We start from the raw sequence: 24,720 nt of genomic DNA on the forward strand, positions 1-24,720 counted from the left end.
CCTCATGAACTTCACGATCCCCCAAGAATTGCAGGACCTGCGCGACAAGACTCGCGCGTTTATCGCCGAGCAGGTGATCCCCACCGAAAACGATCCTCGGCTCACGTCTCACGGCCCCAGCGAAGACTTGCGTCAAGAGCTGCTGGCCAAAGCCCGTCAGGCCGGTCTGCTGTGCCCGCATGCCAGTCGCGAAATGGGCGGTGCAGGCTTGAGCCACTTCGCCAAAGCGATCGTCTTCGAGGAGGCCGGCTATTCACCATTAGGCCCCATTGCGCTGAATATCCATGCGCCGGACGAAGGCAACATTCACCTGATGGACGAGGTGGCCACGCCGGCCCAGAAAGACCGGTGGCTGCGGCCTTTGGTCAGTGGGCAGATTCGTTCCTGCTTTGCCATGACCGAGCCTGCGCCTGGCGCCGGCTCCGATCCGTCGATGATGAAGACCGTCGCCGTGCGTGACGGCGACCACTACGTCATCAATGGTCGGAAGTGGCTGATTACCGGGGCCGACGGTGCCGGGTTCGCGATCATCATGTCGCGCATGGAAGAACGACTCCGCGACCATGTTCCTGGCTGATATGAACACACCCGGGATCATCCACGAACGGCAACTCAAGACCCTGGACAGCTGCTTTGCAGGCGGCCATTCAATCCTGCGTTTTGAAAATGTGCGGATTGCGGCCACCGATGTGCTGGGCGAAGTCGGCAAGGGCTTCCGCTACGCGCAAGTGCGCCTGGCGCCCGCGCGGCTGACCCACTGCATGCGTTGGCTGGGCGCTGCCCGCCGGGCCCACGATATCGCCTGCGACTACGCGCGAACCCGCGATTCGTTCGGCAAAACCCTGGGTGAACACCAGGGCGTCGGCTTCATGCTGGCGGACAACCAGATGGCGCTGCACAGCACGCGCCTGGCCATCTGGCATTGCGCCTGGGTGCTGGACGAAGGCGGTCGGGGCAATGTCGAGTCGAGTATGACCAAGGTGCTGAGCGCCGAAGCCCTGTGGCATGTGGTCGATCGCTGCGTGCAGATTCTGGGTGGCCGCGGTGTGACGGGGGAAACCGTTGTCGAGCGGATCTTCCGCGACATCCGTCCATTCCGTATCTACGACGGCCCGAGCGAGGTGCATCGCATGAGCCTGGCGAAAAAGATCCTCGACGGCCACAAGGACTTTGCCTGAGCCCTGCCGTTACTCGCTTGCGACGCCAGTCGCGCCGTGACCGGCAGCGAGATAGCGGTGGATGCAGGGCACTTGTGCAGCACGTTATAGATGAATTTTTGATGAGGGCCACGAGCCCTTATCTGATCGGACTGGACGTTTAAACCAACATGAACCCACTGCACAACAAAGTCGCCGTGATTACCGGTGCCGCCAGCGGCTTCGGTCGTGAACTGGCAATTGCCTGTGCCAACGAAGGCATGCGCCTTGCGTTGACCGACATCGATGAGAAAAACCTGCAGGGCACGGCTGACTTGCTGCCATCGGACACGCACGTGCTGACGATGAAATGTGATGTCGCCCAGGCCGAACAGGTCGAGCAGCTGGCGGTGGCGACCTACGCGCGCTTCGGCGCCGCGCACCTGCTGTTCAACAATGCCGGCGTTCTGGTCGGCGGCCCGCTGTGGACCACGACTGTGCAGGACTGGGCGTGGATGATCGGCATCAACGTGATGGGCGTGGCGCATGGTATCCGCAGTTTTGTGCCGCGGATGCTGGCGCAAAAGGATCAATGCCACATCGTCAATACCGCGTCGGTCGCCGGCCTGCTGTCGGTGCCTGGCAACGGGATCTATTGCGCGACCAAGCATGCGGTGGTGACGATGTCTGAATGCCTGCAGCTGGAATTGCAGGAGGAAAACGCCTCGATCGGCGTGTCGGTGCTGTGCCCGGCCTTTGTACCGACGGGCATCGCCGATGCCGGGCGAAACCGTCCGGCCGAATTGGCTGACACCAATCCACTCAAGGAGAAGTACGAAGCACAGGTGCGCAAGGCGACGCAGGCCGGGAGGCTCAGCGCGGCCGACATCGCGCGCATTACGCTTGATGCAGTGAAGCAAAACCGCTTCTACATTCTGCCTCATCAAAAGATCAAGAGCCTGATCGAGATGCGCATGGGCGACATCCTCGACGAGCGCAGTCCGACCCAAACCCCACGCTGAAGCATCGCTTCCCGGGCTGCCGCTTGCGGTGAGGTCCGGGATCGCGAAGTTTACTCGAGCCCAGAGACGCGACGTGGCTTTGACGTGAGCAGCGCGCGATTGAAAACTCATTTTAAAGCCAATAAAAGTAAATGTTTTGTCGATCCGCGACCATTACGGCGTCCCGCATATCTACGCCCAGGATCTACGTGGGCTGTATTACGGTTATGGCTATGCGGTTGCCCAGGACCGTTTGTATCAGATGGAAATGGCCCGTCGCTCCAGCAATGGCACGGTTGCCCAAGTGCTGGGCAAGGGCTATCTGGAGGCCGACAAGGCCACTCGCTCAAATTTCGATCCCGCCAGTATTCGCGCGCAATTGCAGGCCTTGCCTGCCGATGACCGACAGATTTTTGAAGGCTACGCGGCGGGTTTCAATGCTCGCATCAAGGAGGTCCTGGCCGACAAGCCGCGCTTGCTGCCGATAGAGTTTGTCGAGGAAGGTTTCGAGCCCGCACCCTGGAGTGCTGAAGATGTCGCCAATATCTGGGTTGGGCTGATCCTTAACCGATTTTTTGCCGGTACCCAGGAAGTCGCCAACCTGCAATTGCTGGAGCGACTCAAAGCATCGCGTGGTGATCTGATTGGGCAACAACTGTATGACCAGATGCGTTGGCTTGAGGACCCGAAAGCACCAACGACCTCGGCAAAGGCCGCCGGACCGCTGCGAAACTACAATGCGGCGCAAAACCTGCGGCCCTTGTCGGTCGCGGCGGCACAGGATTGGCGTAGCCTGCAGGTCGCCCGTTTAGGTGAAGCAGCGGCGGACGCCATGCCTACCGCCAGCAATGCCTGGGTCGTTGCCCCGGCGAAAAGCCAGGACGGTCGTACAGTGCTGTTCAACGGTCCACAGCAGGGGTGGTTCAACCCCAGTATCACCTACAGCGTTGGTTTGCACGGGGCCGGTTATGACTTTACCGGCAGTACCCCGGTGGCCCTGCCGGCCATTCTGTTCGGCAGTAACGGGCATATCGCCTGGGGATCGACTGTCGGGTCCCTGGACACCAACGACGTCTATCAAGAGCAACTCAACCCGCAGAATCGTTTTGAGTATCGCCACGACGGCCATTACACGCCGATGCACAAGCGAATCGAGACCATAGCGGTGAAGGGCGAAGCGCCCTACACGCTTGAGGTGTACTCGACCGTCCATGGTTTTGTCAGTACCTGGGACGTACCCAATCAAACGGCTTACAGCCAGAAGCGCAGCTGGGAAGGGCGTGAAATCGAAAGCCTGCTGGGGTGGGCCAACCTGGCCAAGGCCCGCAGCTGGGATGAGTTTCTGCTTCAGGCCGAGCGGGTCAGCGTCTCCATCAACTGGTTCTATGCGGACGCCCAGGGCAATATCGGGCACGTGGCGGTGGGCAAGCAACCACAACGCCCGGACAACCAGCCGGTACAGTTTCCGGCATCGGGTGATGGCAGCATGGAGTGGCAAGGTTTCCTGCCCTTTGACGCCAACCCGCGCAGCTACAATCCGGACCAGGGGTATCTGGTCAGCTGGAACAACCAACCCGCACCGGGCCTACGCGCCGACGGTGCCAACTACTCCCATGTCGATCGGGTCAACGAGTTGATCGAGCCTTTGCAGGCCAAGGCAAAACTCAGCCTGGACGACATCTGGAATGTGGATCGCCGTGGCGCATTTGCTGACCTCAACGCGCGCTATTTTGTGCCTGCGATCGTCGCGGCCACCCGCAGCCTGCCGGGTTCCGATCCAGCGCGCCAAGCCGCCGATATCCTGCAACAGTGGAATCTTCAAGGCCGTGACGATCAGGGCAAGGGCGTCTATGACAGCCCGGCGGTGCCGATCATGCGGGCGTGGTTGCCGGCCATGTACAGTCGGGTATTGCAAGATGATCTGCCGGCAGAGATCTTTCAAACCTATGCCCAGGCCGGTTACCCGGACCAGTACAGCGGTGCCTCGCCACAGCCAGGGAAAGCCTCGAAGTTGTTGTGGAATGCGCTGCAGGGCAAGCAAGCCAGCGTTCCCCAGCGGTATGACTTCTTTAATGGAGAGTCGCCTGATGCGGTGGTCCTGGAAGTCCTGCGCTCCACGATCAAATCCTTGCAAGCCACCCAGGGCATAGACCTGCAGGCCTGGCGCACACCGGTGACCAGCATGCGATTCGCCGCAGTCAACTCGATTGGTGTGCCTTGGGCTTCGAAAGACCGACAACCCACCCTTGCACCGTTCATGAACCGTGGCAGCGAAACCTTCAGGGTCAGCCTGGGTCGCGACGGGGTGAGCATGTGCTCTGCGGCGCCTCCGGGTCAGAGCGGTTTTGTCGCGGCCAATGGAGAGGCGGACAAGCATGTGGCGGATCAGTTGGCGCTTTATCGTGAGCATGGCTGCAAGCAGGATTGGCTGAGCGAGGAGCAGGTCGAGGCAAATCTTGAGTCGAGCATGACGTTGCATTACTGATGAAACCGCTGGGCCTGGACGGGGTGCAGAGAAGGGCGCTGATTGATTTTCTCGATACGCTGTGAGGCACAGGACAGCAACACTCCGTTGGGACACATGACGGTTTACGAGTATCGCATTCTGAACTTGGCGAGCAAATCAGGGAGGCCCCTGTTCAATTTCTTACATCAGGCCAGCAGCACCCAGGCGCGCGATTTGCTCAACAAGTACTTCGGTAGATTTACTGGTTATTTATTGTAGAGGTTAAGCTTCGATATAACCCTTGAGGTGATAGCAATGCACTGATCAGTGTCCCCGTCAGCCTTAGCCTTTTCGGCATCCTTGACGCTCTGGGTCACCAGATTTTTAACTTGGGGGTCGGTCGTTGCGACACTGTTCATCTTGTCTTTGAGCGATTGGATATTCGTCGAACACAAGTCGCTCTCCGCAGCCTGAAGGCCGAAAGATATTGATGACAAAAGCAATCCACATATCAGTATATGTTTCATTGTTGAGTCCTCTTTTGAACCAGAATAACCAGCGAATTTAGCTAAGAAGATATAGCAGTGTTTTCCTGGCGTGCTGTCTCAGAAATAAATTAAGCGGCGCGCGCTGGTGCGCGACCTCGATAGAGTCAGCATCATCGAAAAGCTTACCCATTATCGAGTTGCGCCTGAAGTGCAGCCCTGTGTTCGGGATGGGCGATGTCCAGCAATTTTGCGACGCGTTGAGTGAGCGTCGTGCCGCGCAGATCTGCTACGCCGTACTCGGTGACGACAATGACCGCGTCGCTGCGTGCAATGGTGACGGGGCCGTTTAACCTCACCACGATTCTGCTATGACCGCCCGCGGTAGAAGGTAGCGCGATAATCGGCAGTCCGCCTTTTGAACGCCGTGCGCCACGGATAAAGTCGACCGCTCCGCCGATGGCGCCGACGTAGCTGCCCGCGGCCATCTCCGAATTGACCTGACCGCTCAAGTCGACTTCGACGGCCGAGTTGATCGCGACCAGTTTGTCGATGCGCTCAAGGACGTGCGCATCGTGGGTATAGCGGGTCGAGCGTAATTGGATCGCCGGGTTGTGGTGGGCATAGTCATGCAGCAGGCTGCTTCCCATGAGAATACCGCCAACGCTGATGCCTCGGTCGACTGTCTTGCGCTGGTTGGTGATAGCACCGCTTTGCATCAGGCGCGCTACGCCGTCTCCTAGGCTGCCTGAATGCACGCCCAAATGGCGATGGTCGCCTAATGCACTCAAGACGGCGTCGGGTATGGCACCGATGCCCATCTGCAAAGTGGCGCCATCTTCGATCAGTCCGGCGATATGCCTGGCGATGCGTTGATCGTTTTCCCGGACAGGGCCGGGCGAATTTTCCATGGGCGCCCGATCGGTTAACAGGATGGCGTCCAGATCATTGTCGTCCAAGGTTCGGTCGCTGTAAGTCCATGGCGCCCGAGCATTGATTTCTGCGATCACCAGGCGTGCGCTGTCGAGTGCGGGCAGCAAATACTCGCTGGCTAGGCTCAGGCTGTAGCGACCCTCGGCATTGGCGGGCGCCAGTTGCAGCATCAACACATCGATGCGCAAAGCACCGCTGCTGATCAGGTCCGGTAGTTCGGAATAGTGACTGGGCATCACCTGCAGCAACCCGGCATTAGCCAACTGGCGGTTGGCCCCCGCGCCGCAATACGCGATGAAATCCACGTGATCGGCGTGCTCGGGTGTACAGGTCGGGCTGTTGGCGATCCCCAGCATCACCCGGAACCGGCCGATCTTTTGCCGCTGGGCCATCAGTGCCTGGGTCAAAGGCAGGGGCTCGGCATTGGCCTGCCCCCACATGACCGTGTCGCCCGGTTGGATCAATGCAGCCAGGTCCAGCGATTCGAGGTGCAACAGCTGTGGCATCGGGGCGATCTCGGCGACAGTCAGCCGCAGCTGCTGGTTGGGCAGCCAAAGGCTTCAAAAAAGGCAGGGGGGTACGGCGGCACGAAGGCCGCCGTGGTCTTTAAATGATTGAGGACGGGTGCTTGGCCAGTGGCGTGACCTGGATGGTCATGTACGGGAACAGTGGCAGGCTGGACAGCAGCGCATGCAGTTCGTCGTTGCTGGCCACGTCGAGAATGCTGATATTCGAATACTGACCGACTATTCGCCACAGGTGCGGCCATTTGCCTGCCTCCTGAAGCTCGGTGGCGCGTTTCTTCTCGGCGACTTTGATCGCCTCCACAGTGTCAGCAGGGATATCGCGAGGAATGTTTACGTCCATCTTTACGTGATAAAGCATGAGTTCTACTCCGATTGGATATTGCTGTTGATCAATGGACGGTCGGCCACCCTGGCGCTGTGATCGTCCGGGTTGTGACCCAGGTTGGCGTCGACATCTTCCAGGCGCACACCGCGGGTTTCTGGCAGCAGCAACACGGCGATAATGGCCAAGGCGTAGGCCACCAGGCAAAAGCCACCGATCGCTTGCGCCAAGCCAAAACGCTCAGACAAAACCCCGACGCCCGCGATGGACAACGCACCCAGGGATTTACCCAGGTTGTAGGAAAAGCCCATGCAGGTGGTGCGTATGTGGGTAGGGAACAGCTCGCTCAGGAAGGGCCCGACGACGGCGAAAATGCCCGTGGCGAAGGCGCCGACAGGGAAGCTCATCAGCATCAATACGGTGGGGCTCATCGGCACGAGCATGTAAACCACGGTGAAGATCCATGCGCCCAGGCAGAAGACCAGCAGCGCAGGTCGACGCCCGTAGCGATCAGAGAGGTACGCAGTGAGGACGAAGCCGGCGAACGCACCAGCGCACATGATCAGCATCGTGATGACGACTGGACCTGGCTTCAGCCCGCGGACCTGCACCATCAGCGTTGGCAGCCACGCCATGATGGTATAGGCGGCGGCCTGCAGCCCCGTCACCAACAGGGCGCCCAGCAGGGTCAAGCGGATCACGGAAGGGCGGAAAGCGGAGAGGATCGAGGCCTTCTCGTTACTGGCGGCCTTGGCTTCCTTGAAAATTTCGGCGTCCTTGACGTTGCGGCGGATAAACAGCACGAACGTAGCCGGAATGATCCCCACCCAAAATGCGACACGCCACGCCATCTCCGGTGGCAGGTAAGCCAGTAGCGCAGTCATCACCACCGCCGACAGGGCCCAGCCCACCGAGAATCCGCTCTGTACGAAACCTAACGCCTTGCCGCGATGCTCGGGACGAATGACCTCGGCCATCAGCGCCGCACCCACGGCCCATTCACCACCGAAGCCCAGGCCTTGCAGGGTACGCACGACCAGCATTTGTTCGAAGGATTGAGTAAAACCTGCCAGTACGCCAAAGAGCGTGAACCAGCAGATGGTGAAGATCAGAATCCGCACCCGACCGTAGCGGTCGCTGAGGATACCCGCGGCCCAACCGCCCAGTGCCGCGGAGAGTAGCGCGGCGGTGCCGAGGATGCCGGCCTCGCCCTTGGATATCTGCCAGACCGCCATCAGGGTCGGCAACAGAAAGCTGAACATCTGGGCGTCGTAAGTATCCAGCGCCCAGCCGGAAAAACATGCCCAGAACGTTTTACGTTCTTGTGAGGAGCCGGTTTTGTACCATTCGAACATATCGCCGTCCTTCATGTTATTGGACTTTTTATTGGAGGGACCTTGGGCCTGCGAAGCCGTGATCCAGACTGCAGCAGTAACCGCGTTGCGGCCATTTACCTTTGCGAAACCTAGCCTTCCAGCCTGACTAAAGCTCAGGCATTGCGTGATGAAATCAATAAGTCCTGGGCCATGCTGGCGACCAGTCGACCGTCTCGCCGATAGATGTGAGTCATGGTCAGCCCGCGCCCGGAGAGGCTGCGCACCGCATCGTTGACGAACAGCAACCACTCATTGACGTCGATCTCCAGGCTGTGAAACCACAGCGTGTGGTTGAGGTTGCTGACGTAATGGTTTTGCCAGAGATCAAGCATTCCTTGCCCGGGCGCCAGGCTGGCGTTCAGCCAACCGTCAGACAAATATGCCAGTGCCGCATGGTGCAGGCAGCCTTCGGCCGCAAGCGGTTGGTTCAGGCGCACCCAGTAAGCGATGTCGCGGCGCGCAGCGGGGCGCTCGAAATGATCCTGATGAATCAGCCGGATATCGAGTACCGGTCGGGCACTGAAACGCAGTTGCACGGCCTCGCTGTCCAGCGGGTAACGCTCGGCCAGTTCAGCCAGGGTCGGCAGGCTTTCCGGCGCAGGCATTGGTTGCTGCAGTTGGTGCGGATCGCCGGGTTCGGACTGTGCCACTTGAAAGCTGGCATTGGCGCTGAGCACCAGGCCTGTACCCTGGACACCATAGACGTGGCGCGTGGACAGACGTCGCCCATCTTGCAGCGCCTCGACGCTGTATTCGATAGTGTCTTGGGGACGCGCACCCTGCAGAAACGTCATTTGCAGCATGCTCGGGCTGCGTCCGTTCGCCGTCTGCGCCGCGGCCCATAACGCTTGTCCCAGCATCTGACCGCCATAGACCCGGCCGTTGGCATTGATGTCATAGGCATAGCTACGCCAGTTTTGCTGGCCCGCCGGTTCCAGGGTCAGCAGTTCAGTGAGATCGCGTTGGTCCCAACGGCGCTCGCTGTTCATTGGCACAGGGGCGCCAGAGCGCTGTGGGTCGAAGACGTGTGCAAGGTCGACGAGTCATCGCGCAGGGTCATCGCACTGAAGTCCAGCGGCACTTGTGTCACTTCCTGCAATGCCTGCGGCGTGATGTCACCGATCAACTCGAGCACTTTTACGCCAGTGGCGGTGATATCCATCGTTGCCAGCTCGGTGTAGACACGACTCACGCAACCCAGCCCGGTCAATGGGTAGGTACACGCTGGCAGTAATTTGCTGCGACCATCTTTGGCCAGATGTTCCATCATGACGAAGACCCGCTTGGCGCCGATGGCCAGGTCCATTGCGCCACCCACTGCCGGAATCGCATCCGCGGCGCCGGTGTGCCAGTTGGCCAGATCACCGCTGGCCGACACTTGGAAAGCGCCCAGTACGCAGACATCCAGATGCCCGCCACGCATCATCCCGAAGGAGTCGGCATGGTGGAAAAAAGCGCCGCCCGGGGCGAGCTCGATGGGTTCTTTACCCGCGTTGATCATGTCCCAGTCTTCTTCGCCAGGCGCGGCGGCCTGCCAGCGGCCCAGCACGCCGTTTTCACTGTGCAGGAAGAAGTCTTTATCCAGCGGCAGGTGGTTGGCTACCAGGGTCGGCAAGCCAATTCCGAGGTTGACATAAGAGCCTTCGGTAATGTCTCGCGCGACTCGTTGCGCCATGGCGATGCGTACATTCTTGTCCATACCAATCATCCCGCTCGATTTAGAAGTGTCGCTGATTCGCCGGCCGGGTCGCGGCGCAACACCAGGTGCTTGACGAAGATTCCCGGCGTGACGATGGTCTCGGGATCCAGTTCGCCCAGCTCGTAGAAGCGCTCAATGGAGGCAATCGTGTTTTTTGCCGCCATGGCCATCACCGGGCCGAAGTTGCGTGCGGTCTTGCGATACACCAGGTTGCCCCAACGATCACCGGCCTCGGCCTTGATCAAGGCGTAATCGACGTGGATCGGATACTCAAGCACATAATCGCGGCCTTTGATGCTGCGGGTCTCCTTGCCTTCAGCCAGCAACGTGCCGAAGCCCGTGGGTGTAAAGAACGCGCCAACACCGACGCCAGCAGCGCGCAAGCGCTCCGCCAGATTGCCTTGAGGCACTATCTCCAACTCGATCTTGCCGGCGCGATACAGGGTTTCGAAAACGTGAGAGCCGGTCATGCGCGGATAGGAGCAGAGAATCCGACGGACCCGACCCGCCTTGAGCAGTGCAGCAAGACCGGAATCACCCTGTCCCGCGTTATTGCTGACGAGCGTCAGGTCGCGAGCGCCCTGGTCAATCAGCGCCTCAATCAAGTCATCGGGCATGCCCGCACCGCCGAAACCGCCCACGGCGATGGTGGCCCCATCGGGAATATCAGCGAGAGCCGCCTGTACGCTGGTGGAAAGCTTGTCGATCATGAATGTGGTCCTTGTTGTGAGATCGTCCACCGTTATCGTCCAGCGCAGGGATAAAGGCGGGGTACAGGCAGTTGAAGCGTCGGGTGCGTGGCCCGGACGCTTCAACTGCCTGGTCTGATCAGCTTGCCCAACGCCGCGGGCAGTCACAATTTCGGTCTTCGGAAGGCTTGATTAACCGCTGATTAACAGCCGTTCGACGAAGGCGTTAAACACCCGCCAAGCCGACCGTCATTCCACCGCAGACGTACAGCACTTGACCGGTGACAAAGCCACTTCGGGCGTCTAGAAAGAACGCGGCAGCCTGGGCGATATCGTCCGGCATGCCCAGGCGCTTGACGGGAATCGAATCGATGATGGCCTGAGTGCGAGGGCTGTCTGGTGGATTGGCACGCTCAAACAATTCAGTACGAATCGGGCCAGGGCCGATAGCGTTGGCCGTAATACCAAAGCGGCCCAGCTCCAGCGACCAGACCCGGGTCATACCTAATAATCCTGCCTTGGTAGCGGCATAGGCGCTGCGTAGCTCTTTGCCCAAGGCCGCGCGTGAAGACATGTTGAGGATGCGCCCGAAACCAGCCTCTTTCATGCCGGGCAACAGGGCTTGCATGCATTGCAGCGAGCAGCGCAGGTTGAGTGCCCAGACCTGCTCCAGCTCCTCAAGGCTTTGCTCTTGCGCGCTGTTGGGGCAGACCATGCCGACGTTGTTGACCAGTCGGGTGATAGGTCCGCCGGCAAGCGCTTGTTCCAGCGCCTGCGCGGTGGCTTTCACATTACTGAGGTCGGCAATAAGGCCATCTCCGATACGGTCGATAATCACCGGTTCGAAGCCGTCTTTAATGCAACGCTCAGCAATCGCGGCGCCAATACCTGAGGCGCCTCCAGTAATCAGTATTCGTTCTCTGGACATAATGTGTTCCTAGACTGTTGCGACAGGATTCAACGGCGCACCCACGGCTCCCGGCAGACGCAAGGGTGGGGCGGTCAGCAGAAAACGATTGCGCTGGTGGGCGCGTAACCATTTGGCCAGAGGCGTGAGGTGCCACAGTTCACCCAGGTGAATACCCAGCTTGAACAGGCAGTGGTGATGCAATGGCATGACTGAGCAACAGCCATCACCATGCCCATTCGGGAAGATTTCCACCGAGTAATTGTCGGCAGCGATAGCGACCAATCCGCTGTCAGTGATCCATTGCAGCAGACGCTGGTCATTACCGTCGAGCACCGCTCCAAGCGAGTCCAGGACCTGGGGGGCCGGTTGCTTGTTCATCCCAAGCAGCGCTTCGGCGTAACCGGTGTGCAGGCAGACAATATCGCCAGGTTCGACCTTCACCTGATCGGCATCGAGCACGTACATCAATTCGTCATAGCCAATATGGGTACGGGCATCGCCGTAGTGATGGTGCAGGTCGATCATCACTCCGCGGCCTTGCACGCAGGTTTCGGCCATGCGTTCGATGCCCAGGGCGTAGGCGCATGAAGTGCTGTGGGGTGGGATTTCGCCCTCAAAGCCGCAATCGGCGATATCGCTGGGGCCGACGACATCAATGCCCGCTGCATAGCCATTGTAATAAAGCGGCTCAGCCACCCCGTCGCCGTTGGCATCGAACAGGGCGCCAACGTGAGAGAGGGCGTCCCACTGGGTGGAATATTGCAGATGCAGAATGGCCAGGTCGTCGCTCAGTACGTCGGGGCGGCCAGCCTGGATGCGGTCGTACTGATAATTCATGTTGACCCCGCCTTTACGCAACAAGGGGCGCAGAATCGGAGGCCGGCGATTGACGTTCATGGCGTTGCCGCCCGGGTAATCCAGCGGCAGGCTCAAGCAGAAAGCCAGGCCTTCGCGGACCTCGGCGATGCCCTGCAGAACCTTGTCTGCGGTGAGCAGGTTGAGTCGGCCCTTCTGATCGTCGGGGCCAAAATCTCCCCAGTTCGAGCCTTCGGGACGATGTTTCCAACGGTGATGGGTCATGCGGCCTTCCTTTTTATTATAAATCGCAGGCGGCCGTCAGCCGCTCATGGGCTTTGAGCCTCCTTCTCTCAGGCTCGCGTAGCACTGGCAATCTTGTGTTCTGTAGCTCGGCATCAAGTGCTGTTCACACCGCTGGGGCAGCACTGTCCGAGGCGTGGCACCATTCGACCAGGCTATTGGCGAAATCCCGGGCAAACGACGAAAGCCCGTCAAAATCTTGCGCGCAAAGCTGGAAGGTTCGGACCGCCCAAGGATCGAGCAGGGTGCACGACCCGATGTTTTGTTGGCCCTTGAGCCGGGTGAATCCGGCCTGGGGCACGATGGCAATGCCAGCACCGGCTTCGACCATGCGGAAAATCGCATCGGAGCTCGCTACCTGCACACGAATCGTCAACGGTGTATGGAGCGCAGCGGCGGCCCGACTGAGGAATACGTGGATCGCGCTGCCTTCGAGCAACGAGACAAAAGCGTATTGCAGGGCTTCTTTGAAAAACACTTCGCTGTTGGCCAGTATGGGGTGCCCGAGGGGAGCGATGACCATCAGGCGACTGGACACCAGCGGCACGCTTTGCAGTCCGTCGGTGACCACGCTGCCCGACACGATTCCAAGATCGGCGCCGCCATCGCGAATGCTGCGCACAATGTCGTCGCTGAGGCGCTCGCGCATGTCGATATGCACGTCTGGATGGGTCTTCAGGTACTCGCCCACGACCGGCGGCAAGTATTCGGTGATGGCCGTGGTATTGGCCAGCAACCGCAACTGACCCTTCAGGCCAATGGCATATTCCTGCAGGTCACCCGTGAGCAACGCCAACTGCGCGAGGATCACTCGCGCATGTTGCAGATAGGTCTTGCCCGCGTTGGTCAGCGTTACGCCCTGAGGTGAGCGTTCGAGCAGACGCATGCCCAGGTTGTCTTCAAGGTTCTTGATGCGATTGCTGGTCGCGGGAACCGAGAGAAACGAACGTTCGGCGCCGCGAGTCAAGCTGCTGGTTTCCGCAATGTTGATGAACAGGCGGAAGTCAGTGATATCAAAATGGGTCGCCATTATTCTTCAACTTCTTGATCGGAGATGACCCAAGGTAATGGCAGTCTCCATCGCCTGTCCATAAACGAACGCCTGCGTCTGGACCGCCGGTTTACCACTGCGCCGGTTCAAACAGAAAGCCATCGCCCTGGCGCCGGATATAGCCGCAATGTGGCTCGCCAAAGTGCACCGGCATGATCAGCGCTTCTCGATCAGCGGCGCGATTGAGGAATTCCATCCGCGTAGTGCGGGCAGTGTCTTCCCAGATGCAATAACCGGAATTCACGTCTGGACGCACGATCTGAATCGGGCTGTGCAAGATGTCGCCGCAGAACAGACCTTCCTCACCGCGAGAGCGTACGCGGAATGCCACTTGCCCGGGGCTGTGTCCCGGCGCAGGCTCGACCACCAGGCAATCGGCGATTTCCTGTGGCGACTCCATCATCACGCCAAGCCCTTCGTCGATGATTGGCATGACGCTGTCAAAGAACGAATCGCCGAACACGTCGATGACGCCTGATTCCTTGTTCTTGCCTTCCTTGCAGAAGTCGAAGTCTGCTTTGGGAATATAGTAACGGGCGTTGGGGAACGTCGGCACCCAGCGTCCGTCTTGCCATGTGGTGTTCCAGCGACGTGATCGGCGTGCAGGTGCGTCAATACCACATGGGTTACTTTTTCCGGAGCCGCACCCGCGGCGGTCATCCATTCGCGCACCAAGGTATTGAGCATGTTCATCCGCGGGATGCCCGCACGCGGCTTGAAGTTTCCGACACCGGTGTCGACCACGATGATGTTGCTACCGGCGTGGACCACCCAGAACTGGATGGTCACGATCAGTTTGTTCATGTGTGGCACCCAATGATTGGGGGCCATCAATTGTTGGTGCTCTTCGAGAACGCTGCGGTCGATCGAGGGGAACAGAAAGGCGGGATCGTGGGTCGGTCCTGCGTATTCGAGGATTCGGGTGACTTTGATATCGCCGATCATGCGTGACTGCATCATGGTGTGTTTTCCTCTTTTCTCTTATTAGGCTCAGTTAGGCAGCGTGCCCGCTGACGGCAACCCGATGTTCAGGTTTGGCCATGAAATCGTGATAAATCTCGGCGCCAGTACGGCCCTCGAGAATGTAATGTTCAAGCAGGGCGCCGACCCAGCGCGGGCTCTGCACCGGCATGAAATGCCCCGAGGCAACTTGTAGCGCTTCGATGTGGTTGGCAAAACCCGCGAGCCGATTGATTTCCGCGGGCGGGCGCAAGCCATCGTATTCACCTGCTACCAGCAGTGTATGGAGTGGCAGGCGCGGCAGGTCGCTCTCTAGCTCGATGCGCGCAAGCATCGCAAAGATAGCGGCGAAGCTGTGTGGGTCTGCGCTCAGCCAACGAAGGTTGAAACGTTCGAATGCAGCAGTATCTGTTCGCAAAGGCGCGGGCCAGGTCCTGTCCAGCAGTGCCGGGATCAGTGTTCTCAATCCTTCGCGGCGGATCGTGCTGGCGCGTTCCAGAGTGGCCTCGCGGGCCGTGGGCGCCACGCCACAGGCAGGCGCCAGTCCGATCAGGTGGCTGACCCTTTGCGGATAAAGGGCCGCGAAGCGAATGGCAATGGCAGCGCCCACCGCGACCCCAACCAATGCCAAGGGCCCCTTGATCTGCAGCCTGTCCAGCAATGCAGCGAGATCGTGGATGTGTGCATCGAGATCGATTTCGCCGACGATTTTTTCTGAAAGTCCTGAGCCGCGCACATCATAGCGCAGTGTCTGGAACTTCCCCTGGAGGAGGGTGCAAACCTGGTCCCAGCTTTCCAGGGTGCCGCCCATTTCATGAATCAATACCAGCGCCGGACCTGTCTTTGGACTCAGTTCATAGCGCAGTACCTGGTTGTTTACCTTCACCCAGTTCATGTCGCTGCCTCGCTCAGACTCGCTCGAAAATCGCGGCCATACCCTGGCCGCCGCCGATGCACATAGTTTCCAGTCCATAACGCACATCGCGTCGGCGCATTTCATGGAGCAGGGTAGTCATGATCCGCAGGCCGGTCGCGCCAATCGGATGCCCTAAAGAAATACCCGAGCCGTTGACATTGACCCGTTCGATATCCTGGATGTCCCAGGCGCGCAAGACCGCCAGTGCCTGTGCGGCAAAGGCTTCGTTGACCTCGATCAGGCCCATGTCGGCCAGTCTCAGACCTGTGCGTTGAAGCAGTTTGGCCACGGCAGGCACCGGGCCGATACCCATGCGTGCCGGGTCACAACCGGCCGAGGACCAGTCCACCAGCCGAGCGATCGGTTGCAGTTTATGCCGTGCTGCGTATTCGCGGGACACCACCAGGCAACCGGCAGCGGCATCATTTTGCTGGCTGGAGTTGCCCGCGGTGCACACCCCATCGGGCAACAGTGTGCGCAGGCTTGCCATGGTTTCCAGACTGGCATCAGCGCGGATGCCTTCGTCCATGTTCACGCGTTCGCTTGCGCCTCGCTTGCGTGGCACATCAAGGGCAATGACCTCGTCGGCAAACCGTCCTTCGCGCCATGCCGTTGCTGCATTCAAGTGGCTGCGAACGGCGAAGCGGTCAGCGTCTTCACGAGAAATATGGTAATCGCGGGCCAGGTTTTCAGCGGTCTCCGGCATGCCCGAAATACGACCGAAACGAGCTTCGGGTTGTGAGCGTTCACGGCCTCGTTCCAGGCGGTCGTGAATTTTCACACTGCCGGCGCGCGCGCCCCAGCGCATGTCGTTGCTGTAGTACTCGATGTTGCTCATGCTCTCGACGCCGATGACCATGACCGCTTCGGCGTGACCTGTCTGGATACGCATCGCTGCATCGGCGATGGCCTGCAAACCCGAACCGCAGCGCCGGTCTAGCGAATAACCCGGCACCTCGATGGGCAAGTCGGCCAGCAGCGCGGCATAACGGCCCATGCAGGGCGCCTCGCTGTTGGCGTAAGACTGGGAAACGATGACTTCGTCCAGAGAGTCGGGGGCGAGGTTCAGGCGACTCACCAGGGTACGAATCACGGTAGCCGCGAGCTGATCAGCAGTCAGTGAGGCGAGTGCGCCACCAAATTTGCCGATAGGCGTTCTCAGCGGCGACACGATCAAAGCGTCTTTCATCACGCAGGTACCTTTTATTATGGGCGTGTGCGACATGTTCAAACCAGCATGGCGGAGGCGGGTCTGCCAGACAATTTCGTTTAGCAAAAGGCAGCGTTTCGTGCTGCTTAACCACCGCCCTTTGGCGGCGATGTTTTCCTCAGCGCAAGTACCGCTTAAGCAAATTCCAATACCCAAGCCCTAAAGGGCTGCCCATGCTGGCTTCGCCCTGAGCGTCCGACGCTGTGGCGACCCAATAAAAACAATTCTCGGAAACCACCCCCCATGCAAAAGCTTCCCTTGGCGCATGCGTGCGCGCTTACCTGTGTTGCGCCAATCCTGACCCTGCCTTGCATCGCCCAAGCTGACTTTCTCGGCGACAGCAGCACCACGCTCAGCCTGCGCAATTTCTACTTCAACCGTGACTTTCGCCAGGACAATGCGGCGCAATCCAAGCGTGAAGAGTGGGCGCAAGGTTTCATGTTCAACGCTAAATCCGGCTACACCGAAGGCCCGGTAGGCTTCGGTGTAGACCTGTATGCCGCCCTAGGGGTCAAACTGGATTCGTCCGACGCCCGTGCCGGCACCGGCTTGCTGCCTAACGCATTTGGAAACGCCGGGCCGGATGAGTTCAGCGATCTGTCCGGGGTGTTCAAGGCCAAGGTGTCGAAAACCGAACTTAAAGTCGGTGGTTTGATGCCCAAGTCTCCCGTAGCGCTGTCCAGCGATGCGCGGCTGTTACCGCCGTTTTTCAATGGTATCGCCCTGACGTCCACTGACGTCGACAACCTGATGCTTGATGTCGGGCAATTTCGCAGCGTCAACTATCGCAACTCCAGCGCTAATCACGATGACCTGAGAACGGGTAACTATTCGGCCAGCAGTGATCGTTTCGATTACGCCGGTGCCGCCTATACCTTTGGTCCGCAGCTGACCGCCTCCTTTTGGCGGGCGGAGCTTGAGGATGTCTACCAGCAGAATTACTACGGCCTGTTGGCTACTCAAACGCTCGGCCGTTGGACGCTCGGCGGCAATCTGGGGTATTTCGATTCCTCCGAGGCGGGAGCCCAACGGGCAGGAACGATCGACAACGGCCTGACTTCGGTGCTGTTATCGGCCAATCTGGGTGGGCATACCTGGCGGGTCGGCTACCAGGATAACCGCGGGCGTTCACCGTTTCCTTTCTTGCAGGATGCTGATCCCAACGTCGCCAACGTGGTGCAAATCCTGGACTTTACCCGCGCCCACGAGCGTTCATGGCAAGCTCGCTACGATGTGAACATGACCGCCTTTGGCGTGCCGGGCCTGACCTTTCTCGCGCGCTATTTGCGCGGTGACGGGTTCGAGGTGGCGGGTAGTAACGCCCAAGAGTGGGAGCGGGATCTGGACGTGAGCTACGTCATCCAGAGCGGACCGCTGAAGAACCTCGGAATGCGCTGGCGCAACGCGATGGTGCGCTCGGATGCGCTGGGAGACCTGGACGAAAACCGAGTGATTCTGTCGTACACCTACGCGTTCAAATAACTGAGCTGACCGCGCTCCACTGAAACCAAAAAAGGACCATCAGAGGCTGGTGGTCCTTTAGCCGTATCGCTTGGCGTCAGGCGTTATTGGCTGCTTCCAGGATATTGCGTGCACGTTGAATCACTGGGGCGTCGATCATTTGCCCGTCGAGTTGGAAGGCGCCTGCTTGATCTGCGCCCGCCAGCACGCGACGGGCCCAATCCAGCTGAGTGGGGGTTGGCACCAATGCCCGATGCACCACCTCGACCTGGCGCGGGTGGATACACAGCATGCCTGCAAACCCTTTGGTGTGTGCGCTCAAGACAAAGTGCTCAAGCCCGATGGGGTCGTCGATGCGAGCAAAGACGGTCTCCAACGGTGGGGCCAAGCCAGCGAGACGACTGTGCAGCAGCAGGGCGAACCGAACCTGATCGAGCATGCATTCAGCGCCAGCGGTGCCTGCAATCAAGCCGAGGTCCAGGCTCATGTCCAGGCCGCCGTAGGTCAGCCGATCAACCCCGCCAACCTGCGAAATGGCTGCAAGGGCCTGCAACCCCAAGGCGCTTTCAATAATTGGCCAGACAGGGCGGCCAGTGGCAACAACGCGGGTCACCTGTTCTGCGCTTTCAGCCTTTGGCAGCATGACGCCGCACACGCCAGATTGGCCTGCGCAGAACGCCAGGTCGGCCTCGTGCTGCCCGTGACTCGCCGTATTGATCCGTACCCAGACGCGGGCAGTCGGCGTGGCCTGCAAAAACGCTCCGAGATTTTCCCGGGCCAGGGTTTTGTCCGACTCCTGTACGGCGTCCTCGAAATCGACGATCACGGCGTCGGTGCCGCTGGTCAGCGCCTTGGCGAACCGTTCGGGTCGGTTGCCAGGCACGAACAGCGCCGAGCGCATCAGATGGTCATTCATGATTCCCCTCCTTAGAAGCTGCGTGGCAGTTCAAGCAGATGCTCGGCGACGTAGGACAGAATCAAATTGGTTGAGATCGGCGCCACCTGGTACAGACGGGTTTCGCGGAACTTGCGCTCCACGTCGTATTCGCAGGCGAAGCCAAACCCGCCATGGGTTTGCAGGCAAGCATTGGCCGCTTCCCAGGAGGCCTTGGCCGCCAGGTATTTAGCCATGTTGGCGCTGGCCCCGGCGTTTTCGCCGCTGTCGTATTCCTCGCAGGCGCGCCAGCGCATCAGGTCCGCCGCTTCAATCTCGACATGGGCTTCGGCAATCGGGAACTGCACGCCCTGGTTCTGCCCGATCGGGCGACCGAACACCACGCGGTCGCGGGCATAGGCGCTGGCTTTTTCGATGAACCAGCGACCGTCGCCGATGCATTCGGCGGCAATCAACGTACGCTCGGCGTTCAACCCATCGAGGATATAGCGAAAGCCCTTGCCCTCTTCGCCGATCAGGCTGTCCAGCGGCAACTCCAAATTGTCGAAGAACAGCTCGTTGGTCTCATGATTGACCATGTTCGCGATCGGTTGCACGGTCAGGCCATTGCCGATGGCTTCACGCAGGTCGACGAGAAAGATCGACATGCCTTCGGATTTTTTCTTCACCTCGGCCAGAGGCGTGGTACGCGCCAGCAGGATCATCAGGTCGGAATGCTGGACCCGCGAGATCCAGACCTTCTGGCCGTTGATCACGTACTTGTCGCCGCGCTTGACCGCTGTGGTCTTGATCTTGGTGGTGTCGGTGCCGGTGGTGGGCTCGGTCACGGCCATCGATTGCAGGCGCAATTCACCGCTGGCCAGTTTCGGCAGGTAATAGCTTTTCTGCGCCTCGCTGCCGTGCCGCAGCAGGGTGAACATGTTGTACATCTGCCCGTGAACGGTGCCGGAGTTGCCGCCACAGCGGTTCACTTCCTCAAGGATCACCGAGGCTTCGGCCAGGCCGAGGCCGGAGCCGCCGTATTCGGTCGGGATCATCGCCGACAGCCAGCCAGCATCGGTCAAGGCCTTGACGAAGGCTTCGGGAAAGCCTTTTTCTTCATCGACCTGGCGCCAGTAAGCGGCATCGAACTCGGCGCACAGGGCGCGTACGCCTTCGCGGATGGCATTGAAGTCTTCGTTGTTATTGGGGTTCATCTCAAGTCCTATGGAGTGATGCAAAACTCAGTCGAATTCGACGCTTGCGTGTTGGCTGATACCGGTCTCATCGCCTGCCCACAGGTCGGCGAAACCGTGCCGGGAATGGTGTCCACCGACCTTGAACCGGGCGGGCGCTATCAGAGGGCGAATGCCGCGAAAGGAAAACTGCCGAACACGTGCCAATGGGTTTGCCTGTACGAAAGCGGCCAGGTTCAGGGTGGCGGTCAGCGGACCATGGACGACCAGGCCGGGATAACCCTCGGTCCCGGTGACATAAGGCCAATCGAAATGGATGCGGTGGGCATTGAAGGTGACGGCTGAGTACCGGAACAGCAGCAGCGGATCGGGGCTGATGTTTTCGCTCCACTGCGTTTCGGGAAGCGGCTCACCGGCGCTGAGCTTGGGTGGGTTCGGTTCACGGTAAACAATGTCTTGCTCTTCGCTTATGCACAGCTGCTCGTCTTGCCACAGATCATGAGCGAGCGTGACGAATAGCAGGGATCCGGTGCGGCCCTTTTTTTCCTCGATATGCTTGATCGTTGTGTGACGGCGGGCGCAGGCCCCGACGCGCAGAGGATGGATGAATTCGACCCGGCTGCCCGCCCACATGCGGTTACGTCCATGGGCAGGCGGCATGAATTCGCCCAGCGTCGGATGCCCGTCATGACCGAGCTGATGTTGTTCGGCGCAGTCATCAAAGAAGCACCAGTGCCACAGCCAAGGTAGCTCCTGGCCGTCAGTGGGTGCTGGGACATTGAACATCGCTGCGATGCGCCGCACCAAAGGGAGGCTGAACTGGTCATTGCGCACCTGTGTTCGGCCGACCCAGTTTCCCGGTTCGAAATCTTGCATGCTGTGCTTCCCCTATTGGCTGCAGTTGCAAACAGGATGAAGGGGGAGAGCAGAGGGGGGAATTGGCTTTTGCGTAAGTCAGTGTGAAGCTTTGCCTAAGACTGGGCAGGCAAGATGCAATGCCGTCTTCCATTTTTTGAAATTGCTGTCGACGACCCAGCCGATCATGCTGCTGCCAGGCTTTTGTGGGAGCAGGCGGCTATAAACACATTTTTGGATACACGCCAACAAGCGCTTTCGCTGTTTGCCAGCAAGGGCTACAGCAATGTCGGAATGCGCGAGCTGGCCTCGGCCCTGGGGATCAACTGCGGTTCGATCTACAACCACATCGAGAGCAAGGAAGCGTTGCTCTACGAGTTGTTTGAAGAGCTGCTGGGGTTGTTACAGACCAAGGCGATGCAAATACAGCGCAATGCCGAGGCCCCCAAGCGGCTGCGAAAAATCATCGAGATGCACTTGAGCCTACAGGACCGCATGCCCTGCCACTTTCAGCTGCTGGAACGGGAGTGGCGTCATCTAAGTGAGCCTTGGCTCGATCAGGCTGATGCCCATCGTGCGCGGTATGAACAGATCATCGCTGCAGCTATTGGCCCTTCAGCGTGCAGCCACGCTTGCACAAAAAGCATCGTCACGCTACTCAATCAAGCCCCCGCCTGGCTGCCAGCGTTGAGACTCACGGTGAGCGCCCGCCTGGATCTGGTCTACGCCATGGTCGAATTGATTATTGCCCAGGTCATTAGCGATTAGACGGGGCAGCGGACAGGTGGAGCGACAGCCCGGGCTTCTTAGCAAAAGCAAAAGGCCGGCTTTCAATAACGCAAATGGGCACATCAACACGACTGGTTCATGCTCGGCCCCCTGGATGCACCCCCATAACAATAAGGATCGGCCCATGTTCTCCTGGTATAAAAGCGGCACCCCGCGTGAGAAGAAAACCTTTTGGGCCTGCTATGCCGGCTGGGCTCTGGACTCCTATGACATGCAGATGTTCAGCTTCCTGCTGCCCACGTTGATCGGGATCTGGGGGCTGACCAAAGGCGAGGCGGGCATTGTCGGGACATCGGCCTTGCTGTCGGCGGCCTTGGGTGGATGGATCGCAGGCATCCTGAGCGACCGCTTCGGGCGGGTGCGCATCCTGATTTTCACGGTGTGCTGGTTTACCTTCTTTGGCGTCGTCGCAGGGTTTGCGCAAAATTTTGAGCAATTGCTGGTCGCACGTACTCTCCAAGGCTTGGGATTCGGCGGCGAATGGGCTATCGGTGTAGCGCTCATGGCCGAGGTCATCAACCCGAAAAATCGAGGGAGGGCGTTGGGTTTCGTGCAGTCCGGTTTCGCCTTGGGATGGGCCGGCGCGGTGCTGATCGTCACCGGCATCCTGGCGTATTTCCCCGCTGAGTACGCCTGGCGTGTGGCGTTCTGGGTCGGTGTACTGCCCGCGCTGGTGGTGATTTTCATTCGGCGTAACGTCAAGGATTCGGATGCGTTCAAGCAATCGCAAAAGCTCGATACGGATAAAGCCTCTATCGGAACCGTGTTTTCCGCCAAGTACATCAAGGTCAGCATGCTTGCCAGTTTGTTGGTGATCGGATTGCAGGCGGGCTGCTACGTGATTCTGGTTTGGACGCCTTCGATGATGGCCGAGCGCGGTGTTGTATCCGGGTCGCTTATCCTGACGATTCTGATTATGGCGCTAGGCAGTCTTTGCGGCTTCGCCACCACCGCCTACATGTCAGACCGCCTGGGTCGACGCCCGACGCTGATGCTCCTGTCGTTGGCCTCCTGGATTGTCACCGTTGCCTATATGTTCGTTCCGCTCAACCCCCTGGTAGCGCACGTCATGGGCTTTTTGGTCGGCGCGTTGGCGATCGGTATGTTTGCGGCGCTGGGTCCCTTCCTGAGCGAGTTATTCCCGACCCAGGTTCGCACCACGTGCATGGGATTCTCCTACAACGTCGGCAAGTCGGTGGGCGCAATGGCCGTGACCGGGGTTGGGCTGCTCGCTGCTAAATTCGGTCTGTCCCAGTCTGTTGGCGCGTTTTGCCTGGTCGCTTACGCCATCGCTGTATTTGCCCTGCTCCTGCTACCCGAAACCAAAGGGGTTCGGCTCGATGAACTTGACGTGGTTGAAAAGGAAATCGATCCGTCCCCGCAACCGTTGTCCGAACAAAGCACTTGAAGGAAATTCGAATGATTAGAATCGTCTATCTGCTGGTTAAGCCTCAAACCATGAACGATGCGGTCTTCAAACAGGAATGCAGGCGTCACTTTGAAATGAGTGAGGGTATTCCTGGCTTGCACAAATATGAGGTCAGGCTGGTGTCAGACAACCCAAGCGACACCCACGTACCCTATCTTGAGGTGCCACCAGTGCATGCAATTGGGGAATGCTGGTTTCGCGATCAGGCCGACTATGAACTTTACATGGCGGCCGAAAAAAGGAAGGTTTGGTTTGAACACGGCAAAACGTTTATTGGCGGGCTCAAACCATTTGTAACTTGCGATGTGGTTTTGTAGTGCGCAAATGCAAATGCACACCCATTGAATCCAATAGAGAGACAGAGCGCCATCGAGCTTTGTAATCATCGAAATAAGGACCTTCGCAGACTGTGTGAAAACCTGGCAATCTGCGCGAGCGCTCAAAGAAAATGCTCCGTATCGAAAGATGCGGAGCATTTTTCGTTGAACATTTTTGGAATGGGTTGGCTTGGTTTTACTGTGCAGCCCCACCGGTGCTCGTTGGGATTGATCTGCTCCTCAATAAACTCTCCAGCCTGGTTACGGAAATTGCGGATGTCGGTCAGGGATTCTCGCGGCCAGGACGCCGCAGGCGTCCTCTTTGTTTGCCAGGTGTCCAGCTCCGATCAATCAGTTGTAAACCCATGGAAAGAGGCAAAACTCTCAACCGGTTCACGTGGTGTTTCAAGGCTGTTTTCCGGTGCATCACGATCCTCGTGGCCGAGCGCGATGCCGCAGACCAGAATGTCATTGTCCGCGAGGGGCAAGTGCGCGCGAATGACCTGGTGATACCACGCGAATGCCGCCTGGGCGCAGGTATGCAAGCCCTGGCCTCTGGCGGCGAGCAGAATGTTCTGGATGAACATGCCTAAATCCATATAGCTCCCCGTGTTGAGTCGGCGGTCAAGGCTGATCAGCAGACCGACCGGGGCATCGAAGAACTGATAGTTGCGCAGCATTTGCCGGTCACGTGCTGTGGGATCATCGCGCTTGATCCCGAGCTTTTCGTACAGGCTGAAACCCACTTCGCGGCGGCGTTGCTGATAGGGTTCAAACCATTCAGTGGGGTAGTACTCATATTCGGCGGCATGCTGCCCGGCTTCGTCGGTTGCTGATGCGATGATGTCGTTGCACAGGTTCTGCTTTGCCTGACCGGTCAATACGTGGACATGCCAAGGCTGTACATTGTTGCCGCTGGGGGCTCGTGAGGCGACCTTCAGGATATGTTCGATCACTGATTTCGGGACGTTCCACGGCATGAAGCTTCGAACGGATTTACGCGAGCGGATCGCAGCATCTATATGCATTTCAGGAGTCTC

The 24,720-nt window shown here is 59.0% G+C and carries 22 protein-coding genes and 2 pseudogenes; 7 read left to right on the forward strand and 17 right to left on the reverse strand.

The window, feature by feature from the left end; genetic code table 11:
• Window positions 1-4: 4 nt before the first annotated feature.
• From BZ163_RS31890 to BZ163_RS31905, 3 genes and pseudogenes are all read left to right on the forward strand, one after another.
• A pseudogene (locus tag BZ163_RS31890) lies at window positions 5-1,178 on the forward strand (acyl-CoA dehydrogenase family protein).
• A gap of 149 nt (window positions 1,179-1,327) precedes the next feature.
• Window positions 1,328-2,158, forward strand: a complete 831-nt coding sequence (locus tag BZ163_RS31900; RefSeq protein WP_128874250.1) for an SDR family NAD(P)-dependent oxidoreductase — start codon at window positions 1,328-1,330, stop codon at window positions 2,156-2,158.
• Window positions 2,159-2,294: 136 nt separating this feature from the next.
• A complete protein-coding gene (locus BZ163_RS31905; RefSeq protein ID WP_168187427.1) occupies window positions 2,295-4,622 on the forward strand; it encodes a penicillin acylase family protein in 2,328 nt (775 codons plus the stop codon).
• A 631-nt stretch (window positions 4,623-5,253) separates the two neighbouring features.
• On the opposite strand, the gene BZ163_RS31910 is transcribed toward BZ163_RS31905, so the two are convergent.
• The 13 genes and pseudogenes from BZ163_RS31910 to BZ163_RS31965 form a co-directional block, all read right to left on the reverse strand.
• Entirely contained in the window at window positions 5,254-6,507 is a 1,254-nt protein-coding gene (locus BZ163_RS31910; protein ID WP_128874252.1) for an acetyl-CoA hydrolase/transferase family protein, read from the reverse strand.
• 100 nt (window positions 6,508-6,607) lie between these two features.
• Window positions 6,608-6,886, reverse strand: a complete 279-nt coding sequence (gene catC / locus BZ163_RS31915) for a muconolactone Delta-isomerase (RefSeq protein WP_128874253.1) — start codon at window positions 6,884-6,886, stop codon at window positions 6,608-6,610.
• A gap of 5 nt (window positions 6,887-6,891) precedes the next feature.
• Window positions 6,892-8,205, reverse strand: coding sequence for an MFS transporter (locus BZ163_RS31920; RefSeq protein WP_128874254.1), 1,314 nt, complete (start codon window positions 8,203-8,205; stop codon window positions 6,892-6,894).
• A 134-nt stretch (window positions 8,206-8,339) separates the two neighbouring features.
• Window positions 8,340-9,215 (reverse strand): acyl-CoA thioesterase II, encoded by an 876-nt coding sequence (locus BZ163_RS31925; protein ID WP_128874255.1) that lies wholly within the window; start codon window positions 9,213-9,215, stop codon window positions 8,340-8,342.
• On the reverse strand, window positions 9,212-9,934 hold the full coding sequence (locus BZ163_RS31930) for a 3-oxoacid CoA-transferase subunit B (RefSeq protein ID WP_371916841.1): 723 nt from the start codon (window positions 9,932-9,934) through the stop codon (window positions 9,212-9,214). The genes BZ163_RS31925 and BZ163_RS31930 overlap by 4 nt, the downstream gene beginning before the upstream one ends.
• A complete protein-coding gene (locus BZ163_RS31935; RefSeq protein ID WP_128874257.1) occupies window positions 9,931-10,635 on the reverse strand; it encodes a 3-oxoacid CoA-transferase subunit A in 705 nt (234 codons plus the stop codon). The genes BZ163_RS31930 and BZ163_RS31935 overlap by 4 nt, the downstream gene beginning before the upstream one ends.
• Window positions 10,636-10,840: 205 nt before the next feature.
• Window positions 10,841-11,542 carry an SDR family oxidoreductase gene (locus BZ163_RS31940; RefSeq protein WP_128874258.1) on the reverse strand — a complete coding sequence of 234 codons (702 nt, stop codon included), beginning with the start codon at window positions 11,540-11,542 and terminating at the stop codon, window positions 10,841-10,843.
• 9 nt (window positions 11,543-11,551) lie between these two features.
• Entirely contained in the window at window positions 11,552-12,604 is a 1,053-nt protein-coding gene (locus BZ163_RS31945; protein WP_128874259.1) for a cyclase family protein, read from the reverse strand.
• A gap of 124 nt (window positions 12,605-12,728) precedes the next feature.
• Window positions 12,729-13,652 carry a LysR substrate-binding domain-containing protein gene (locus tag BZ163_RS31950; RefSeq protein ID WP_128874260.1) on the reverse strand — a complete coding sequence of 308 codons (924 nt, stop codon included), beginning with the start codon at window positions 13,650-13,652 and terminating at the stop codon, window positions 12,729-12,731.
• Between the two features lie 91 nt (window positions 13,653-13,743).
• Complete coding sequence (locus tag BZ163_RS36180; RefSeq protein ID WP_256579187.1) at window positions 13,744-14,229, reverse strand: hypothetical protein; 486 nt, start codon at window positions 14,227-14,229, stop codon at window positions 13,744-13,746.
• Window positions 14,230-14,309: 80 nt separating this feature from the next.
• Window positions 14,310-14,633 (reverse strand): annotated as a pseudogene (locus BZ163_RS36630) (MBL fold metallo-hydrolase); the annotation flags it as partial.
• A 34-nt stretch (window positions 14,634-14,667) separates the two neighbouring features.
• The gene (locus BZ163_RS31960; protein ID WP_128874261.1) at window positions 14,668-15,528 is read right to left on the reverse strand and encodes an alpha/beta fold hydrolase; all 861 of its coding nucleotides are present in this window, start codon (window positions 15,526-15,528) and stop codon (window positions 14,668-14,670) included.
• A gap of 13 nt (window positions 15,529-15,541) precedes the next feature.
• Complete coding sequence (locus BZ163_RS31965) at window positions 15,542-16,738, reverse strand: acetyl-CoA C-acetyltransferase (protein ID WP_128874262.1); 1,197 nt, start codon at window positions 16,736-16,738, stop codon at window positions 15,542-15,544.
• 264 nt (window positions 16,739-17,002) lie between these two features.
• Here BZ163_RS31965 and BZ163_RS31970 point away from each other — a divergent pair, with 264 nt between their 5' ends.
• Window positions 17,003-18,241, forward strand: a complete 1,239-nt coding sequence (locus tag BZ163_RS31970; protein ID WP_128874263.1) for an OprD family porin — start codon at window positions 17,003-17,005, stop codon at window positions 18,239-18,241.
• A 76-nt stretch (window positions 18,242-18,317) separates the two neighbouring features.
• Here BZ163_RS31970 and BZ163_RS31975 read toward each other — a convergent pair whose 3' ends face one another.
• The 3 genes from BZ163_RS31975 to BZ163_RS31985 are packed head-to-tail and all read right to left on the reverse strand — an operon-like array spanning window position 18,318 to window position 21,166.
• Window positions 18,318-19,136, reverse strand: coding sequence for a CoA ester lyase (locus BZ163_RS31975; RefSeq protein ID WP_128874264.1), 819 nt, complete (start codon window positions 19,134-19,136; stop codon window positions 18,318-18,320).
• Between the two features lie 11 nt (window positions 19,137-19,147).
• Window positions 19,148-20,311: an acyl-CoA dehydrogenase family protein gene (locus BZ163_RS31980; protein WP_128874265.1), complete on the reverse strand. Its 1,164-nt coding sequence runs from the start codon at window positions 20,309-20,311 to the stop codon at window positions 19,148-19,150.
• 27 nt (window positions 20,312-20,338) lie between these two features.
• A complete protein-coding gene (locus tag BZ163_RS31985) occupies window positions 20,339-21,166 on the reverse strand; it encodes a MaoC family dehydratase N-terminal domain-containing protein (RefSeq protein WP_128874266.1) in 828 nt (275 codons plus the stop codon).
• A 213-nt stretch (window positions 21,167-21,379) separates the two neighbouring features.
• On the opposite strand from BZ163_RS31985, the gene BZ163_RS31990 reads away from it, so the two are divergent.
• From BZ163_RS31990 to BZ163_RS32000, 3 genes are all read left to right on the forward strand, one after another.
• A complete protein-coding gene (locus BZ163_RS31990) occupies window positions 21,380-21,913 on the forward strand; it encodes a TetR/AcrR family transcriptional regulator (RefSeq protein WP_256579182.1) in 534 nt (177 codons plus the stop codon).
• Between the two features lie 145 nt (window positions 21,914-22,058).
• Window positions 22,059-23,342: an MFS transporter gene (locus BZ163_RS31995; protein ID WP_128874286.1), complete on the forward strand. Its 1,284-nt coding sequence runs from the start codon at window positions 22,059-22,061 to the stop codon at window positions 23,340-23,342.
• An 11-nt stretch (window positions 23,343-23,353) separates the two neighbouring features.
• Window positions 23,354-23,680: a 4-methylmuconolactone methylisomerase gene (locus BZ163_RS32000; protein WP_128874268.1), complete on the forward strand. Its 327-nt coding sequence runs from the start codon at window positions 23,354-23,356 to the stop codon at window positions 23,678-23,680.
• 347 nt (window positions 23,681-24,027) lie between these two features.
• Here BZ163_RS32000 and BZ163_RS32005 read toward each other — a convergent pair whose 3' ends face one another.
• Window positions 24,028-24,708: a nitroreductase gene (locus BZ163_RS32005; RefSeq protein WP_128874269.1), complete on the reverse strand. Its 681-nt coding sequence runs from the start codon at window positions 24,706-24,708 to the stop codon at window positions 24,028-24,030.
• Window positions 24,709-24,720: the final 12 nt, after the last annotated feature.

The sequence above is a fragment of the Pseudomonas sp. VI4.1 genome (assembly GCF_002029345.1).
Classification (GTDB): Bacteria; Pseudomonadota; Gammaproteobacteria; order Pseudomonadales; family Pseudomonadaceae; genus Aquipseudomonas.

Bases quoted from the DNA above. Each gene is read 5' to 3' on its own strand.
- BZ163_RS32005 (WP_128874269.1), bottom strand. From the start codon at position 24,708: ATGCATATAGATGCTGCGATCCGCTCGCGTAAATCCGTTCGAAGCTTC.
- BZ163_RS31950 (WP_128874260.1), bottom strand. From the start codon at position 13,652: ATGGCGACCCATTTTGATATCACTGACTTCCGCCTGTTCATCAACATT.
- BZ163_RS31920 (WP_128874254.1), bottom strand. From the start codon at position 8,205: ATGTTCGAATGGTACAAAACCGGCTCCTCACAAGAACGTAAAACGTTC.
- BZ163_RS31935 (WP_128874257.1), bottom strand. From the start codon at position 10,635: ATGATCGACAAGCTTTCCACCAGCGTACAGGCGGCTCTCGCTGATATT.
- BZ163_RS31910 (WP_128874252.1), bottom strand. From the start codon at position 6,507: ATGCCACAGCTGTTGCACCTCGAATCGCTGGACCTGGCTGCATTGATC.
- BZ163_RS31980 (WP_128874265.1), bottom strand. From the start codon at position 20,311: ATGAACCCCAATAACAACGAAGACTTCAATGCCATCCGCGAAGGCGTA.
- BZ163_RS31940 (WP_128874258.1), bottom strand. From the start codon at position 11,542: ATGTCCAGAGAACGAATACTGATTACTGGAGGCGCCTCAGGTATTGGC.
- BZ163_RS31975 (WP_128874264.1), bottom strand. From the start codon at position 19,136: ATGAATGACCATCTGATGCGCTCGGCGCTGTTCGTGCCTGGCAACCGA.
- BZ163_RS31985 (WP_128874266.1), bottom strand. From the start codon at position 21,166: ATGCAAGATTTCGAACCGGGAAACTGGGTCGGCCGAACACAGGTGCGC.
- BZ163_RS31970 (WP_128874263.1), top strand. From the start codon at position 17,003: ATGCAAAAGCTTCCCTTGGCGCATGCGTGCGCGCTTACCTGTGTTGCG.
- BZ163_RS31995 (WP_128874286.1), top strand. From the start codon at position 22,059: ATGTTCTCCTGGTATAAAAGCGGCACCCCGCGTGAGAAGAAAACCTTT.
- BZ163_RS32000 (WP_128874268.1), top strand. From the start codon at position 23,354: ATGATTAGAATCGTCTATCTGCTGGTTAAGCCTCAAACCATGAACGAT.
- BZ163_RS31960 (WP_128874261.1), bottom strand. From the start codon at position 15,528: ATGAACTGGGTGAAGGTAAACAACCAGGTACTGCGCTATGAACTGAGT.
- catC (WP_128874253.1), bottom strand. From the start codon at position 6,886: ATGCTTTATCACGTAAAGATGGACGTAAACATTCCTCGCGATATCCCT.
- BZ163_RS31945 (WP_128874259.1), bottom strand. From the start codon at position 12,604: ATGACCCATCACCGTTGGAAACATCGTCCCGAAGGCTCGAACTGGGGA.
- BZ163_RS31925 (WP_128874255.1), bottom strand. From the start codon at position 9,215: ATGAACAGCGAGCGCCGTTGGGACCAACGCGATCTCACTGAACTGCTG.
- BZ163_RS31900 (WP_128874250.1), top strand. From the start codon at position 1,328: ATGAACCCACTGCACAACAAAGTCGCCGTGATTACCGGTGCCGCCAGC.
- BZ163_RS31965 (WP_128874262.1), bottom strand. From the start codon at position 16,738: ATGAAAGACGCTTTGATCGTGTCGCCGCTGAGAACGCCTATCGGCAAA.
- BZ163_RS31930 (WP_371916841.1), bottom strand. From the start codon at position 9,934: ATGATTGGTATGGACAAGAATGTACGCATCGCCATGGCGCAACGAGTC.